The organism is Enterobacter sp. 3U4 (genome assembly GCF_057224565.1).
In genome coordinates, this window is the sequence record NZ_CP136665.1 from 3313489 (window position 1) to 3329305 (window position 15817).

Sequence of the window (15817 nt, forward strand, 5' to 3'; positions counted from 1 at the left end):
GGATTAATAAGACAGGAATTAAAGAAGAGCACGGCGGCAGCCGTGCTCTGAGAGGGGATTAGTGCTCGCGGGTTTTACGGAACTGAACGTCAGGGTAACGTTCCTGAGTCAGGTTCAGGTTCACCATTGTTGGCGCGATATAGGTCAGGTTATCGCCACCGTCCAGCGCCAGCTGAATTTCGTTCTTACGCTTAAATTCTTCGAATTTCTTCACGTCAGAACATTCGACCCAGCGCGCGGTCGCGACGTTCACCGATTCGTAAATCGCTTCCACGTTGTATTCGCTCTTCAGACGCGCAACGACCACGTCAAACTGCAGCACGCCGACCGCGCCAACAATCAGATCGTTGTTCGCAATCGGGCGGAAGACCTGCACGGCGCCCTCTTCGGAGAGCTGAACCAGACCTTTCAGCAACTGTTTCTGCTTAAGCGGATCGCGCAGACGAATGCGGCGGAACAGTTCCGGCGCGAAGTTCGGAATACCGGTGAACTTCATCATTTCACCCTGGGTGAAGGTGTCGCCGATCTGGATGGTGCCGTGGTTGTGCAGTCCGATGATGTCGCCCGGATAGGCTTCTTCAACGTGCGAACGGTCACCCGCCATAAAGGTCAGCGCGTCGGAGATGACAACGTCTTTTCCGATACGCACCTGGCGCAGCTTCATGCCCTTTTCATACTTACCGGACACCACGCGCATAAAGGCCACGCGGTCACGGTGTTTCGGGTCCATGTTGGCCTGAATCTTAAACACGAAGCCGGTGAACTTCTCTTCTTTTGCTTCCACTTCACGGGTGTCGGTTTTGCGCGGCATCGGCTGCGGCGCCCACTCCACCAGACCGTCGAGCATGTGGTCAACGCCGAAGTTACCCAGTGCGGTACCGAAGAAGACCGGGGTGATTTCGCCGCTCAGGAACAGCTCTTTGTCGAATTCATGAGACGCGCCCTTGACCAGCTCCAGCTCGTCGCGCAGCTGTGCGGCCAGCTCTTCCCCGACCGCCGCGTCCAGATCCGGGTTGTCCAGACCTTTAACAATGCGCACTTCCTGTATGGTGTGGCCTTTACCGGTCTGATACAGGTAAGTTTCGTCTTTATAGAGGTGGTAAACGCCTTTGAACAGCTTACCGCAGCCAATTGGCCAGGTGATTGGCGCACAGGCGATCTTCAGCTCGTTTTCCACTTCATCCATCAGCTCCATCGGATCGCGGATGTCACGGTCGAGTTTGTTCATAAAGGTGAGGATCGGCGTATCGCGCAGACGGGTAACTTCCATCAGCTTACGGGTCCTGTCTTCTACACCTTTCGCGGCGTCGATCACCATCAGACAGCAGTCCACCGCCGTCAGGGTACGGTAGGTATCTTCAGAGAAGTCTTCGTGACCCGGGGTGTCCAGCAGGTTCACCAGGCAGTCGTGATACGGGAACTGCATCACGGAGGTGGTAATCGAAATACCACGCTGCTTTTCCATCTCCATCCAGTCAGATTTTGCATGCTGGCTGGAGCCACGGCCTTTAACGGTACCCGCAGTCTGGATCGCCTGTCCGAACAGCAACACCTTCTCAGTGATGGTCGTTTTACCGGCATCCGGGTGCGAGATAATGGCAAAAGTGCGGCGCTTGGCCACCTCTTGCAGATAAGGAGACAACGTCATAATTAAATCTTCTTTTATAAGCGCGGCAGCACGCCACGCATCATGGAATACAAAATTGCGGCTATTTTACCCATCAACGGGGGGCAGGCAATCATTGTTTACACAGGAGTTGCTCCAGTTCGTTCAACGACGTCACGGTCCAGGTCGGCTCGATGCCTTCAGGCTTCACGCGGCCATGCGCATTGAGCCACACGGTCGACAGACCTGCCTTCATGCCGCCCAGAATATCTGACTCTGCCGTATCCCCTACCATCAGGACGCGATCGCGATCGGGGTTTCCGGCCTGCGCCAGCGCGTAGTCGAAAATTCGCGGATCCGGCTTCGGCACGCCAACCTCTTCCGAGATCACCAGCGCGTCAAAATGATCGCGCAGGCCGGTACGCTCGAGACGGATCTGCTGCAGGGCGGTAAAACCGTTGGTGATGATCCCCAGTTTCACCTTGCCTTTCAACGCATTCAGCAGGGAAACCGCACCCGGCAGGGGCGCACAGATATCGGCCATAGCGTTAAGGAAAGCCTCGTTCAGCGTGCCCGGACTGACCTTTAAGCGTTCCGCCCAGACGTCAAATCGCTGGTGCTGAAGCTGTAACGCGGTGATGGCACCGTTCTGGTAATCCACCCACAGCGGTTTGTTGACCGCCTGATAGTCCTGAAAATCTTCAGCGGTGAAGGTTACGCTATAGTCGAGAAACATCCGCTGCAGGCCGCCGAACGAGTCGAACGTAAACAGCGTTTCGTCGGCATCAAAGAAAATCCAGTCCCATTTCATCGTTACAACCTTATTTTTTATTATCCAATCGGCAGAGCCATTATGATGGCGTCTTCACGTCCCTCTGCGGTGGGGTAGTAGTTACGGCGGATTGTCGCCTCGTTAAAGCCTAAGCTTTCATAGAGCGCGATGGCGGCGACATTCGACGCGCGCACCTCCAGCCACAGGGTGAAAACGTCACGGGTTTCGAGCTCACGGATGAGGTGCTCAAGCAGTTCTCTTCCCAGCCCACGGCGCTGAAATGCGGGATCAACCGCGATATTAAACAGCGTCGCCTCATCAAGAACAACCTGCGTGATCGCGAAAGCGGCCATGGTGCCGTCAACGTCCAGGCGGTAGTTCAGGTACCGTTCGCCCTGATTGCTGGCGAAGGTTTTTTCGCTCCACGGAAACGCGTGGGCGCGTGTTTCAATCGCGAACGCTGTAGACAGATCAGGCGTCGTGAGGGAAGAAATCGTGTTCATATTCGCAGATTTGTTGCCATAGCGCGCTGCGCGCTTTTGGGTTGGCTTTCAGTTCGTCCAGCGCTGGCGAGCAGATCTGGCTCCCCTGGAGGGGGATTTCGTTTGTCTCTCCGATACGCCAGCTGTTACAGCGGCTATCAGGAGGCAGCATCGCGACACGCTCTGGCGTCAGCTGTAAAACCTGGTCGGCCGTCATCTTCAGGCTGCGAAGGACATCATCGATCAGGGGTTCATTCAGGGCAGGCAGTTCTTCCGCCACCATCACCAGCCGTACGTGCGCAGGGATGGAAATGGCAATTTCGCCCTGCAACGCCGTCGGGCGACGCAAAGCCCACTGGGTAATGCCCAGCTGCTGCAACTGCCAGTCTCGTCGGGATGTCATAGGGAAAACTCCTGTCTCTCAGGCGCGCAAATATAGCAAATGTGTCGAAAGTGCGCCATCTACCTACTATAATCCCCGCCTGAGTTTATTGAGGAACAATTCATGTCTGCATTTACCCCGGCAAGTGAAGTCTTGCTGCGTCACAGTGATGATTTCGAAGAAAGCCGTATTCTGTTTGCCGGAGATATGCAGGACGACCTGCCTGCGCGTTTCGACTGTGCTGAAAGCCGTGCCCACACCCAATATTACCATCACTGGCAGGTGCTGAGCCGCCAGATGGGCGAGCGCGCGCGCTTTAGCCTGGTGGCGGAGCAGAGCGATATCGCCGACTGCGATACGCTGATTTACTACTGGCCGAAGAATAAACCGGAAGCCCAGTTCCAGCTGATGAACCTGCTCTCCCTGCTGCCGGTCGGCTGCGATATTTTCGTGGTGGGTGAGAACCGCAGCGGCGTGCGTAGCGCTGAACAGATGCTCGAAGGCTACGCGCCGCTGAATAAAGTCGACAGCGCTCGCCGCTGTGGTCTGTACCATGGCCGTCTGGAAAAACAGACAACGTTTGATCCACAGGCTTACTGGGACGAGTACCAGCTTGACGGCCTGACCATCAAAACCCTGCCGGGCGTGTTCAGCCGTGACGCGCTGGATACGGGCAGCAAGCTGCTGCTCTCCACCCTGACGCCGCACACCAAAGGCAAAGTGCTGGACGTGGGCTGCGGCGCGGGCGTGCTCTCTACAGTGCTCGCCAGCCATTCGCCAAAGGTGCGCTTAACCCTCTGTGACGTGAGCGCCCCGGCGGTTGAAGCCAGCCGCGCAACGCTTGCCGCAAACGGCATTGAAGGCGAGGTGATTGCCAGCAACGTCTTCTCCGACATCACCGGTCGCTTCGACATGATTATCTCCAACCCGCCGTTCCACGACGGCATGGAGACCAGTCTTGAAGCAGCGCAAACGCTGATCCGTGGCGCAGTCCGTCACCTCAACAGCGGCGGTGAGCTGCGTATTGTCGCGAACGCCTTCCTGGCGTACCCGAAAGTGCTGGATGAAACCTTCGGTTTCCACGAAGTGATCGCCCAGACCGGCCGCTTTAAGGTCTACCGTACCGTAATGACGCGTCAGGCCAAAAAGTAATCTCTACTCATGCAGGCCGGATAAGTGCAAGCACCATCCGGCTCCGCATGGCGCCTTCATCGGCCATTTTTGCAGCAATCAAGGTGTCGCGCGCACTTTTCTGTTGACGTAAAGCTGAAAACATCTAGAATGCGCCTCCGTGGTTACGATACTTTTACAGTATCGATGGTATGCGAAGGTGGCGGAATTGGTAGACGCGCTAGCTTCAGGTGTTAGTGTCCTTACGGATGTGGGGGTTCGAGTCCCCCCCCTCGCACCATAAATCACGATGATATTGCTCGCACTGGGCGAAGGTGGCGGAATTGGTAGACGCGCTAGCTTCAGGTGTTAGTGTCCTTACGGATGTGGGGGTTCGAGTCCCCCCCCTCGCACCAACGAGGCGATATCAACATAGCTATAAATAGTAAGATGACTGTGCGAAGGTGGCGGAATTGGTAGACGCGCTAGCTTCAGGTGTTAGTGTCCTTAGGATGTGGGGGTTCGAGTCCCCCCCCTCGCACCAATTATCTTACATTCCTCCTGAAGTACCTCTTGTTTTCCCTGTTATTTCAAACTCATCAGTATCACCAGAATTCCGCTGACCAGTGCTACGCATGATGGCAGTAAAACAAAGTGGCGCAGCTGCTTATGCCAGATCATGCCTGACGTGACTAACAGGCCTGACACAATGATTGCTTTCCAGGTATCAAGGGAGAGATCGGCAAACATCAACCCGCCGAGAATGGCTCCCGGTAGCAATACCCCCCAACCACTGCCAAGCGCCCTGTTCCACATGCTATGCCCTCTCACAACAATAATGATAATCAATATCATATGATATGTATTATCATTTGTCAGCTGAATGAATCAAAATCCATCGACCTTTACCTTTCCCGTAATGACAGGAATTGCCTAAGGTGATAAATTGCACACCTGTTAACAACCTCTAAAGATTTTCTGATAATTACTCTTTGGGTTTTTTGCATGTTTTATTGCGAAACGGCACCTACTTATTTGTTTTAATTAGATTTTAATAAAAACGCACGACTATGACATCACAATCCTGGCGGTCTTTGGTTCACAGAAAATATCAATTGTCGTTACGTTTATTTTTATTTCTTAACGCAATCTCAGCGGTGTTCTCGGTAACAAATCCGCTCAATTCTGTACGCCTGTTATCTGCGCCACTTATTGCTATTTTCTCCATCAGCACCGGCCTGTTCGTCTGGCACTGGAGAAAGCGCGCGCGGAAGATAAATATTCCCGTTGTTTCAGGGATCTTCGGTATTTTGTGGGCCTGGCAAATTGTGTCTAAATTCGCCTTAATTACCCACGACCACGCGACGTATTTGTTAATCGCCCTATTAACGGTACTTTTTATTGGAACGCTGGCATTCGCCAGTAATATCAAAGCATTTACGCTGCACTCTTTACCCACCTTTATTGTCTGCATGTGGCTAAGCGATCACGATATATGGCTGAGAATGACCTATTCTTTCGCACTTCCTGTGGTGGCAATTGCTATTCATAACATTTTGCAAACACGTAACGATCGTTTCGCTCAGGAGTTGCTCTCTCGCCTGTTGGAAGAGCGAGAAACCCTTACCGATCTAAGCATGATGGACCCGCTTACCGGGCTTTATAATCGTCGCGGTCTGCAAAGCCGTCTGGAGAACCTGCCGACGGTAGAAAATGGCGAGCACTTTGTCCTGCTGATGGATATCGACCACTTCAAAGCCTATAACGATCATTATGGCCATATGATGGGCGACCAGGCGCTGAAGCGCGTCTCTGCGGCAATCCGCGACGCCGTGCGTTCTCGCGATATTGTGGCGCGTTTTGGCGGGGAAGAATTTATGGTGCTGCTGACCAACATTTCACTTGAGCATGCCCGCCAGACGGCCGAGCGGATCCGTCAGAAAGTCTACGATTTGAAAATCCCGCATCTGTTTAACGAAAGCGTCGCGACAAACGTCACCATCAGCATTGGTATTGCCATTTTCGGGGATGATGACGTGGAAGGCGCGCTGGAAAAAGCGGACAAAGCCCTCTACGAAGCAAAGCATATGGGGCGTAATAACATTCTGTTGAGTGAAGAGCTGCAGACGGCGTAAACATCACTGCGATTTCACCCGGACAAAAGTCTTGCCATTGGTATGATCAATAGTTAGGATTGGCAATCATTATCATTTAGATTTCTATCTATACTATGGCCACGCAAACCGCACACATCGTCGAACCCATCCTCTGGCGAGCGCCCCTCACCAGCGGGAATGCTTCGCTTGCGGATGCCATACGGGATAAGATTGCCGAAACGCGCGCCCACCTGCTGGACTTTATCCGGCTAGATGAAGCGCACCCGAACCACGCCATGACGCTCTCAGAGTGGCGCCAACCGGCAAAACTGCAGTCGCTGCTGGCCACCTATTCCGACCATATCTATCGCAATCAGCCCACCCTTACGCGGGAAAATAAACCCCTGCTCTCTCTCTGGGCGCAGTGGTATATCGGGCTGATGGTGCCTCCCCTCATGCTGGCGCTGTTAACACAGAAGAGCATGCTGGAACTCTCGCCGGATAATTTCCACGTCGAGTTTCACGAAACCGGGCGTGCGGCCTGCTTCTGGATTGATCTGCACGAAGACCAGAACGCGGAACGCCTGACGGCTCAGGAACGCATGGAGCAGCTTATCACTCAGGCCCTGATCCCGGTGGTGGAAGCGCTTGAAGCGACGGGAGAGATTAACGGGAAACTTATCTGGAGCAATACAGGCTATTTAATCCACTGGTATTTAACGGAAATGAAGCCGCTGCTCGGTGATGAGAACGTTGAGGCCCTGCGTCAGTCCTGTTTCTTTGCCAGGCAGCTTTCCGATGGCCGTGACAACCCGCTATTCCGTACCGTTGTACTCCGTGATGGGCTTCTGGTTCGCCGCACCTGCTGCCAGCGCTATCGCCTGCCGGACGTTAAGCAGTGCGGGGATTGCACGCTGAAGTAGAGCAGTGAATTACCCGGTGGCGCTTCGCTTACCGGGCCTACAAAACAAAAAACGGCAACCTGCGTTGCCGTTCTGTTTTTACCTATGCCACCTGCTGATTGTCCTCTTCCGCGCTACGCTGCGCTTCTTCCGCTTCCTGCTCAAGCAGCTGCTTCTCATACACTTTGAAGAACGGGAAGTAGATGATTGCCGATACGCAGGCCAGAACCACAACCAGTATAGCCGCGCGGAAATCCCAGCCCAGGGCCCATGCTGCGCCTATTGGCGCCGGTGCCGTCCAGGGAACTACTGAGATGACGCGCCCAATCAAATCAAACGTCATCGCCGCCCACGCCAGCACGGCGTTAACCATCGGTGCCAGCAGGAACGGAATAAAGAACACCGGGTTCATCACAATCGGCGTACCGAAAATGACAGGTTCATTGATGTTAAAGAAGCTGGGTACCACGCTCAAACGTCCGATAGAGCGTAAATGCGCTGAACGGCTACGCAGATAGCAAATCACCAGACCCATCGTGGCGCCCGACCCGCCAATCACGATAAAGAACGTCCAGAACGCCTCCATAAAAATATGCGGCAGAGGCTGGCTGGCGGCCAGAGCGGTCTGGTTCGCGCCCAGGTTAGTGAGCCAGAACATCTGCAGCATCCCGGAGACAATGGCGGCGCCGTGGATCCCGGCGAACCACAGCAGATGACCAATCAACACGGCCAGCAGGATCGCAGGCAGGGAATCCGCTGCGGAAACCAGAGGTTTAAAGACCGACATAATAGCCTGTGGGATCAGCATGCCGAACTGAGACTGAATGACCAGGCTCAGAGGATAGAGCGTCAACACCACCACCAGCACAGGGATGAGCAGATCAAAAGAGTTTTTGATCATCGGAGGTACCTGGTCTGGCAGGCGAATACCGATGTTGTGCGCCTTGAGGAAACGCATCATCTCAACGCAGTAGATCGCCACCAGAATCGCGGTAAAAATGCCCGTCCCACCCAGGCTATCGACTGGCAGCGTGCCTTTGGTTTTCGGTGCCGCGACCAGCAGAAACGCCATCAGCGACAGCATGGCGCACATAAACGGGTCCAGCTGATGAGATTTGACGTAGTGCTTGCCAAGGTTATAGGCGATGGCCGCACAGATATAAATGGACATAATGCCCATCGTCATATCAAACGGCGTCAGGATTTGGCCTTCAAACTGCTTCGCCATATCCAGCCAGGCGCGGGCGAAACCCCACGTGGTATCAGGCGAAAAAGGTGGGTAAGCGAACACTAACAAAAACGAACCCACAATCATAAATGGCATCGCGGAGATGAATCCATCACGAATAGCCATAACATGACGCTGGGAAGAGATCCGCCCGGCAATCGGGCTAACGTAATTTTCAACGAAACGGAATATCAGGTTAAACGCAGCATGGTTGGCAGACATGGCAGATCTCCTGTCAGGCGTTTGTTACGGGCACTTTCGCGCCGCACGTTGTTCCATAAATCAGCTTCACAACCTTGCTGGCTTGTGTACCAGTGGTACTGCTCAGACGGAATGGTTTCATAATTTGCTCTTATTATTGGATACAGGGGACGTTACGTACTCAGTATTAATCGACGCATCACGCTCTGCAACCGGTTACTGTAACCGGTTTCTGTGAATGTGAAGAGGATCCAGAAATCAGCCGTCTGGGATATTTGTTACTGAAGAGATATTTACAGAGCATAATTTCTTATGACAGATTACGCAGGATATTTGTCAGGAGGAAACAATGAGTTTGCAGTCTGTACAGCAGTTTTTTGCCGACAACGCGCCGGATATAGACGTAATTGAACTTAGCCAGAGTACCGCTACCGTTGCGTTGGCTGCTGCCGCCCATCGTGTTGAACCGGGACAAATCGCCAAGACCTTGTCATTAAAGGTGAAAAATGAGGTGATTCTGGTGGTGGCGAAAGGCGATGCGCGCCTGGATAACAAAAAGCTGAAAGACACGTTTGGTGCGAAAGCGCGCATGCTCAGCAGTGATGAAGTAGTGACCATCACCGGTCACCCCGTTGGCGGCGTGTGCCCGTTTGGCCTGGAAAACCCGCTCGCGGTTTACTGCGATATCTCATTAAAGCAGTACGCCGAAGTCCTGCCCGCCGCAGGCGCAATTCATAGTGCCGTGCGTATTTCACCTGACAGAATGGCAGAGCTGACTTCCGCAAAATGGGTTGATGTTTGCATCTGATTGATGCGCCAGAGCCTGTCTGGCGCGCAACAGGCAGGTTATAAAAAGGTCGGCTTGCTGAGTACCGAACTTTGCGCTTCTCTTAGCGGAAGGTGGGTAATAATATCCGCCGCATCGAGCAGCCCTACGTCAGAGTTCACCCCCAGCTTCACCATCGCATTAAACTTATGCGCCCGAATGGTCTTAATATTGCGTTCAAGCTGTGCCGCGATTTGAGGAATGGAATAGCCGCAAGACATATACCGCAATATTGCCCGTTCCGTTGGGCTTAACATTCTGCTTTGACTCCGGTACCAGTGATTCATCATATTGTCATTGATGCGCAGGGTTTCACTCAACAACACCATGAATTCCTTCTGCAGGCTCTCAAGCGTCAGCGATTTACTGACCACACCGTGAAGGCGTGACGGGGAAAGATGACTAATTAATCTTGCTTCCATCTCGTCAGCGACCAGGATAATGCGCTGGATATGGCTATGCGTAAACGCAAAATCCCGCAGGTGCGCCAGGCAGCTACGACGCTCTTCTCGCGCATCGGAATATGAATAGATCAGCGAGAAAAAATTGACGTGATGAAGTGCTTTCTTAAAGCTGTCAAATTCACTAAACAGATGCAGCTGATAATGATCCAGGCCGGGCATCGCAAAAAGATGCTGGAGCCCAACAGCACTCATCGTGCAATTTTCGACGATGGCGATATGTCTTGTTGAATCGGTTTTTTCCATTCCTCGAACTCTCCATAGGCTGACATCAAACTCAGCTCTCGCATTCCCTTTATACTGTTTATCCAGGCGTACATATCGGCATTACTGCGTAATGACAGCCGTCGCATCGCACTGTTTTTCTGCGCACTGATGGTTTTATTGCTCTTCTTGAGCAACGTGGCGATTTGGTTAATACCCCATCCTTTACCTAACAGTCGCAATACTTTGCGTTCAGAGTACGTTAGCGTAATAACGTGTTCGTCTTCATCCTCCGTACTTTTATTTTCAGGGGCTAACAACGTCTGGCTGACCCGCTCTGCGCGTTCCCTGCCTGCCCGGATAGCATTAACCAGGCCTTCAATGGGTTCCATATCAGAAAGCAACGTACTTTCCGGGCGCACAAGTAACTCAACGGCAATAGGGTTAAGCGGCCGCGAAACTAAAAAGATCCAGTGAATGTTCCGGTATTGATTCAATAAACTGAAATACTCTTCGAGCGCGCCCCGAGGATTCCAGTATTCGCCTGATATATCGGCAATGATGACGTCAGCGCGGCTTAACTGGAGCAGAGTTAACTCCTGCAACGAGCCGCAATAGGTCAATTCAAAATCGGGGAAATGGCGAGTCATTACGCCCCCTAACCCGTTTTGCATCACCGGTATCCGGCTAATGATAACGCTATGCTTACCGTGCAAAGACAACATAGACCCTCCGTGTCCATTCTTCATTTGATGAGTAACGTTAAAACGCATCAACGTATGAGTATTTTCGTCTCTGAATGTAAAGCAGGTTAATACAAGCAGAAGATGAGATGTATTCGTAGTTTAAGAAATGCCTAAACAGCAGTAATATCTCACAAAGCGAAATTAAATTTAATTGCAGTGTCATTAAAATAACTACAATATAAAATTAGAATAACTAAATATATATAACTTATCTTTGAATAAAAATAATTCACCAAAATGATGAATAACCCCCCTTCCGCACTTAGGGGCAGCAACTGTTTGCATAAACCTTGATCTGGCCCACAGCAAGAGGCTCTGCATTTTGTGCTAAAAGTAATCGCTATGGGCCAACCGGCAACTTTCCATTTTCTTCAGGACAATACATGCAGGCAGATCGGTCAACGCAGCGTGCAATCACGCGGCTATGTATTCAGTGCGGTCTTTTTCTGCTCCAGCACGGTGCGGAAAGCGCGCTGGTTGAAGAGCTTTCCACACGGCTGGGGCTGGCGCTGGGTATGGATAGCGTTGAAAGCGCTATTTCATCCAACGCCATCGTGCTGACCACAATCAAAGACGGTCAGTGCCTGACTTCCACCCGCAAAAACCACGACCGCGGCATTAACATGCACGTCGTGACCGAAGTGCAGCACATCGTCATCCTTGCTGAACACAAGCTTCTCGATCTCCATGAAATTGAAAAACGGTTCAACCAAATTAAGCCATTACGTTATCCGCGCTGGCTGGTCGTGTTGATGGTAGGGCTGTCGTGCGCCTGCTTTTGTAAGCTCAATAAAGGCGGCTGGGACGGCGCGATCGTCACCTTTTTTGCCAGCAGTATCGCTATGTATGTTCGCCAGATGCTGACGCACCGGCAGCTGCATCCGCAAATTAACTTCTGCATTACCGCGTTTGTCGCCACCACGGTTTCCGGCCTGCTGCTGCGCCTGCCGCAGTTTGCCACTACCCCGACGATTGCCATGGCCGCGAGCGTGCTTCTGCTGGTCCCGGGCTTTCCGTTGATTAACGCCGTCGCCGACATGTTTAAAGGGCACATCAATACCGGTCTGGCACGCTGGGCTATTGCCAGCCTGCTGACGCTGGCGACCTGTATCGGCGTAGTGATGGCTATGACTCTCTGGGGGTTACGCGGATGGGCGTGATAGATTTTCTGCTGGCGCTGGCCCAAGACATGCTTCTGGCCGCTATTCCTGCCGTTGGCTTTGCGATGGTATTTAACGTTCCGCAACGTGCTCTGCGGTGGTGTGCGCTGCTGGGCGCGATTGGTCATGGCTCACGCATGGTGATGATGACCGCGGGTTTTAACATCGAATGGTCAACATTTATGGCCTCCATGCTGGTTGGCAGTATCGGCATCCAGTGGTCGCGCTGGTATCTGGCGCATCCCAAAGTGTTCACCGTCGCCGCCGTGATCCCGATGTTCCCGGGCATATCGGCGTATACGGCGATGATTTCCGCGGTGAAAATCAGTCATTTTGGCTACACAGAGCCTCAGATGATCCTTCTCCTGAGCAACTTTCTTAAGGCGTCGTCCATCGTCGGCGCGCTCTCCGTCGGGCTGTCGATCCCCGGGCTGTGGCTGTACCGCAAACGCCCACGCGTTTGATATTTGTGTTATTTCGCTGCCGTGGAGATAATCCTTCTGGTCCGTTTGGTGAAAAATAAGGAAAGGATGTGGCTAACCCTGGCAGCGAACACCCCGAGCACAGCGAAGAATCCAGCCTGAAAGAGAAAATTTTTCAGAGCGCCATCGCACTGTTTGCCGAGTATGGATTGAACGGTGCCCGCATGGAGCAGATTGCGGAGAAAGCGGGTACCACCAAACGCATGGTGGTTTACCATTTTAAGAATAAAGAGAATCTCTATCTTCTGGTTCTGGAACATGTTTACACCCAGATTCGCGCCAGTGAAAAAGCACTAAGCCTGGCGGGAATGCCCCCCGTCGAAGCGCTGGTCAACCTGGTTGAAACCACCTTTGACTATCATGCCGACCACCCTGACTACATCCGAATTATCTGCATGGAAAACATGCAGCGCGGCCGCTTTATGCAGCAGTCGAGCTATCTTCGCCAGGTCAACCGCAGCGCGCTCGATCTGCTGGAGGAGATCCTGCGCCGGGGAAAAGAAAAACAGCTCTTCAGTGAGACGGTTGACGCCCGCGATCTTCATCGTCTGATAAGCAGCTTCAGCTTTCACTACGTTGCCAACAGCTACACCTTTACGCTGTTGTTTGAAGAAGGCGCAAACGAACAGGCTCAGCGCCAGCACTACCGCAAAATGGCCGTTCAGGTGGCTCTCCGCTACACCTGCCCATAAAATTGCTTGCAATTAAATCGCGCACTACCTATATTCATCTCATGAACGCGAAAACGAACGACGCAACCGCTGCGCTCAAGCTGGATAACCAGCTCTGTTTTGCTCTCTATTCGGCAAATCTGGCGCTTAATAAGCTGTACCGGCAACTGCTGGCACCGCTGAACCTGACTTACCCGCAATATCTGGTGATGCTGGTGCTGTGGGAGCAGGATGACGTCACGGTGTCGGATATCGGCGAACGCCTGTTTTTGGACTCTGCGACGCTGACGCCGCTGTTAAAACGCCTGGAAAGTGGCGGGCTCATCAACCGTCACCGTTCACGCAAAGACGAACGTCAGGTCGCCGTCACCCTGAGTGAAGCAGGACGTGAACTTCAGCAGCAGGCATTGGGTATTCCCCATGCGGTGGGTTGCGCAGCACAGTGTGATACCGATACTTTGCTGGCACTCAAACAGCAGCTCGAACTTTTGCGACAACAGCTACACCGCGCGTAAAGCTGTACTTTACGCGTGATTATCACCCATATATATCGCACGCTATTTAATAGCACACATTAAAGCAAGATGAGGAACCTGCCATGTCTTTAGAAAAAGTTGTTTATACCGCCAAAGCAAAAGCAACCGGTGGCCGTGACGGCCGCGCGACATCTTCCGATGGCGTACTGGACGTAAAACTGGGCGTGCCAAAAGAGATGGGCGGCATGGGCGGAGACGTGACGAACCCTGAGCAGCTGTTTGCCGCGGGCTACTCTGCCTGCTTCCTGGGCGCGATGAAGTTCGTGGCCGCACGCGACAAATTTACCCTGCCAAAAGATGCCTTTATTGAAGGCGAAGTGGGTATTGGCCCACTGCCAACCGGTTTTGGTATCGAAGCAAAACTGAACATCCACGTTGAGGGTATGGATCCTGCGGAAGCCAAAAAGCTGGTCGATGCGGCGCACATTGTTTGCCCGTACTCTAACGCAACCCGCGGCAACATCGACGTGACCCTGAATATCATCGCGTGATAACTGCCTGATGGCGCTGCGCTTATTCGGCCTATGACTGTAGCCCCGGTAAGCGCAGCGCCACCGGGGAAATCCCCTCCTTCCCTTTCCCCTCTCTGTGCTACCATAAGCCCATATCACGCCCGTAGTAATCAGTAGAGTAAGCGTTATGTCCTCCAGAATTCTGACTACCAGCATTGCTGGCATCGATGCCTTTATGCGCGACCCTCGCGGTGTATTGACCCACGCCGAAGGCGGCACGGTTGCCGTTTTTGCCGACAACGCTCCGGCGTTTTACGCAATCACGCCGGAACGCCTGGCGCAGCTTCTGGAGATTGAAGCGCATCTGACACGCCCGGCGAGCGATGTCACGCTGGACAGCCAGTTCTTTGATGAACCGGTTAACGTCCCCGTGACCGTCCCGATGGGCAAATTTGCCCTCTATGCGGGCTGGCAACCGGATGCGGATTTTCAGCGGCAGGCGGCGCTGTGGGGCATAGCGTTAACCCAACCGGCCACCGCGGAAGAGCTCGCCGCGTTTACCGCCTGGTGGCAGGCGGAAGGGAAAGTGTTCACTCACATTCAGTGGCAGCAAAAGCTTGCGCGTCATCTTCAAATCACCCGCGCTGGCAACAATGGGCAGCCAAAACGCGATATCAACGCGTTTTCAGAACCGGATAAACAGATCCCCAGCGGATTCCGAGGTGCGAAATGAAGAACGTCGGCGACCTGATGAAACGTCTGCAAAAAATGATGCCTGCCAACGTGAAGCCCGCGTTCACCACGGGTGAAGAGCTGCTGGCGTGGCAAAAAGAGCAAGGTGAGATCCGCGCCGCCGCGCTCGCCAGGGAAAACCGGGCGATGAAAATGCAGCGCACCTTTAACCGTTCCGGTATTCGTCCCCTGCACCAGAACTGCTCGTTCGATAACTATAAAATCGAGACCAACGGGCAGATGAACGCCCTTGCTGCCGCCCGGCAGTACGTGGATGAATTCGACGGCAATATCGCCAGCTTCATTTTTAGCGGCAAGCCGGGCACCGGCAAAAACCACCTTGCAGCCGCGATCTGCAACGAGCTGCTTCTGCGGGGTAAATCGGTTCTTATCATCACCGTGGCCGATATCATGTCCGCAATGAAAGACACCTTCAGCAACCGCGAAACCAGCGAAGAACAGCTGCTGAACGATCTGAGCAACGTCGATTTACTGGTTATCGACGAGATTGGCGTTCAGACAGAATCCCGCTATGAAAAGGTGATCATCAACCAGATTGTCGATCGCCGCTCCTCGTCCAAACGCCCTACCGGCATGCTGACGAACCACAATATCGACGAGATGACCCGCCTGCTGGGGGAACGCGTCATGGATCGCATGAAGCTGGGTAACAGTCTTTATGTCATCTTCGACTGGGAAAGTTACCGCAGCCGCGTTACCGGCAAAGAGTATTAAGACAGTTCCAGGAATCGCCGCCAGGGCATAGGT

The 15817-nt window shown here is 53.1% G+C and carries 19 protein-coding genes and 3 tRNA genes; 14 read left to right on the forward strand and 8 right to left on the reverse strand.

Annotation, left to right across the window (positions count from 1 at the left end; translation table 11 throughout):
• Positions 1–58: 58 nt before the first annotated feature.
• From prfC to RVY89_RS15870, 4 genes are all read right to left on the reverse strand, one after another.
• Entirely contained in the window at positions 59–1648 is a 1590-nt protein-coding gene (gene prfC / locus RVY89_RS15855; protein WP_028015433.1) for a peptide chain release factor 3, read from the reverse strand.
• 91 nt (positions 1649–1739) lie between these two features.
• Positions 1740–2417: a pyrimidine 5'-nucleotidase gene (yjjG, locus tag RVY89_RS15860; protein ID WP_008502077.1), complete on the reverse strand. Its 678-nt coding sequence runs from the start codon at positions 2415–2417 to the stop codon at positions 1740–1742.
• Between the two features lie 20 nt (positions 2418–2437).
• Complete coding sequence (rimI, locus tag RVY89_RS15865; protein ID WP_008502078.1) at positions 2438–2881, reverse strand: ribosomal protein S18-alanine N-acetyltransferase; 444 nt, start codon at positions 2879–2881, stop codon at positions 2438–2440.
• A complete protein-coding gene (locus RVY89_RS15870) occupies positions 2850–3263 on the reverse strand; it encodes a DNA polymerase III subunit psi (protein WP_033144572.1) in 414 nt (137 codons plus the stop codon). The genes rimI and RVY89_RS15870 overlap by 32 nt, the downstream gene beginning before the upstream one ends.
• A 102-nt stretch (positions 3264–3365) precedes the next feature.
• Here RVY89_RS15870 and rsmC point away from each other — a divergent pair, with 102 nt between their 5' ends.
• The 4 genes from rsmC (at position 3366) to RVY89_RS15890 (ending at position 4896) form a co-directional block, all read left to right on the forward strand.
• Positions 3366–4394, forward strand: a complete 1029-nt coding sequence (rsmC, locus tag RVY89_RS15875; RefSeq protein WP_368525959.1) for a 16S rRNA (guanine(1207)-N(2))-methyltransferase RsmC — start codon at positions 3366–3368, stop codon at positions 4392–4394.
• Between the two features lie 172 nt (positions 4395–4566).
• Positions 4567–4653, forward strand: a tRNA-Leu gene (locus RVY89_RS15880).
• A gap of 28 nt (positions 4654–4681) precedes the next feature.
• A tRNA-Leu gene (locus RVY89_RS15885) sits at positions 4682–4768 on the forward strand.
• A gap of 42 nt (positions 4769–4810) precedes the next feature.
• A tRNA-Leu gene (locus RVY89_RS15890) sits at positions 4811–4896 on the forward strand.
• A 41-nt stretch (positions 4897–4937) separates the two neighbouring features.
• Here RVY89_RS15890 and RVY89_RS15895 read toward each other — a convergent pair.
• Positions 4938–5207, reverse strand: a complete 270-nt coding sequence (locus RVY89_RS15895; protein WP_484825829.1) for a DUF1435 domain-containing protein — start codon at positions 5205–5207, stop codon at positions 4938–4940.
• Positions 5208–5422: 215 nt separating this feature from the next.
• On the opposite strand from RVY89_RS15895, the gene RVY89_RS15900 reads away from it, so the two are divergent.
• Both RVY89_RS15900 and fhuF read left to right on the forward strand, forming a co-directional pair.
• A complete protein-coding gene (locus RVY89_RS15900) occupies positions 5423–6487 on the forward strand; it encodes a GGDEF domain-containing protein (RefSeq protein ID WP_371899477.1) in 1065 nt (354 codons plus the stop codon).
• 95 nt (positions 6488–6582) lie between these two features.
• Positions 6583–7371: a siderophore-iron reductase FhuF gene (gene fhuF / locus RVY89_RS15905; protein ID WP_484825830.1), complete on the forward strand. Its 789-nt coding sequence runs from the start codon at positions 6583–6585 to the stop codon at positions 7369–7371.
• 82 nt (positions 7372–7453) lie between these two features.
• Here fhuF and RVY89_RS15910 read toward each other — a convergent pair whose 3' ends face one another.
• On the reverse strand, positions 7454–8800 hold the full coding sequence (locus RVY89_RS15910; RefSeq protein ID WP_484825831.1) for a PTS sugar transporter subunit IIC: 1347 nt from the start codon (positions 8798–8800) through the stop codon (positions 7454–7456).
• Between the two features lie 328 nt (positions 8801–9128).
• Here RVY89_RS15910 and RVY89_RS15915 point away from each other — a divergent pair, with 328 nt between their 5' ends.
• Positions 9129–9587, forward strand: a complete 459-nt coding sequence (locus RVY89_RS15915) for a YbaK/EbsC family protein (RefSeq protein WP_008502085.1) — start codon at positions 9129–9131, stop codon at positions 9585–9587.
• A 38-nt stretch (positions 9588–9625) separates the two neighbouring features.
• Here the strand turns inward: RVY89_RS15915 and bglJ are convergent, their stop codons facing one another.
• Positions 9626–10261 (reverse strand): DNA-binding transcriptional activator BglJ, encoded by a 636-nt coding sequence (gene bglJ / locus RVY89_RS15920; RefSeq protein ID WP_484827944.1) that lies wholly within the window; start codon positions 10259–10261, stop codon positions 9626–9628.
• Positions 10258–10995, reverse strand: coding sequence for a helix-turn-helix transcriptional regulator (locus RVY89_RS15925; RefSeq protein WP_484825832.1), 738 nt, complete (start codon positions 10993–10995; stop codon positions 10258–10260). The genes bglJ and RVY89_RS15925 overlap by 4 nt, the downstream gene beginning before the upstream one ends.
• 404 nt (positions 10996–11399) lie before the next feature.
• Between RVY89_RS15925 and RVY89_RS15930 the strand changes: the two genes are divergently transcribed.
• From RVY89_RS15930 to dnaC, 7 genes are all read left to right on the forward strand, one after another.
• Positions 11400–12176, forward strand: a complete 777-nt coding sequence (locus RVY89_RS15930) for a threonine/serine exporter family protein (RefSeq protein ID WP_484825833.1) — start codon at positions 11400–11402, stop codon at positions 12174–12176.
• Positions 12167–12640 carry a threonine/serine exporter gene (locus tag RVY89_RS15935; protein ID WP_371899472.1) on the forward strand — a complete coding sequence of 158 codons (474 nt, stop codon included), beginning with the start codon at positions 12167–12169 and terminating at the stop codon, positions 12638–12640. Before RVY89_RS15930 ends, RVY89_RS15935 begins: the two co-directional genes overlap by 10 nt.
• 68 nt (positions 12641–12708) lie before the next feature.
• Positions 12709–13350, forward strand: coding sequence for a TetR/AcrR family transcriptional regulator (locus tag RVY89_RS15940; protein ID WP_484825834.1), 642 nt, complete (start codon positions 12709–12711; stop codon positions 13348–13350).
• A 41-nt stretch (positions 13351–13391) separates the two neighbouring features.
• On the forward strand, positions 13392–13844 hold the full coding sequence (locus RVY89_RS15945) for a MarR family winged helix-turn-helix transcriptional regulator (protein WP_033146484.1): 453 nt from the start codon (positions 13392–13394) through the stop codon (positions 13842–13844).
• Positions 13845–13927: 83 nt separating this feature from the next.
• Positions 13928–14356 carry an organic hydroperoxide resistance protein gene (locus RVY89_RS15950; protein ID WP_008502092.1) on the forward strand — a complete coding sequence of 143 codons (429 nt, stop codon included), beginning with the start codon at positions 13928–13930 and terminating at the stop codon, positions 14354–14356.
• Between the two features lie 148 nt (positions 14357–14504).
• A complete protein-coding gene (dnaT, locus tag RVY89_RS15955; RefSeq protein ID WP_484825835.1) occupies positions 14505–15050 on the forward strand; it encodes a primosomal protein DnaT in 546 nt (181 codons plus the stop codon).
• On the forward strand, positions 15047–15784 hold the full coding sequence (dnaC, locus tag RVY89_RS15960) for a replicative helicase loader DnaC (RefSeq protein ID WP_013095461.1): 738 nt from the start codon (positions 15047–15049) through the stop codon (positions 15782–15784). The genes dnaT and dnaC overlap by 4 nt, the downstream gene beginning before the upstream one ends.
• Positions 15785–15817 lie beyond the last annotated feature (33 nt).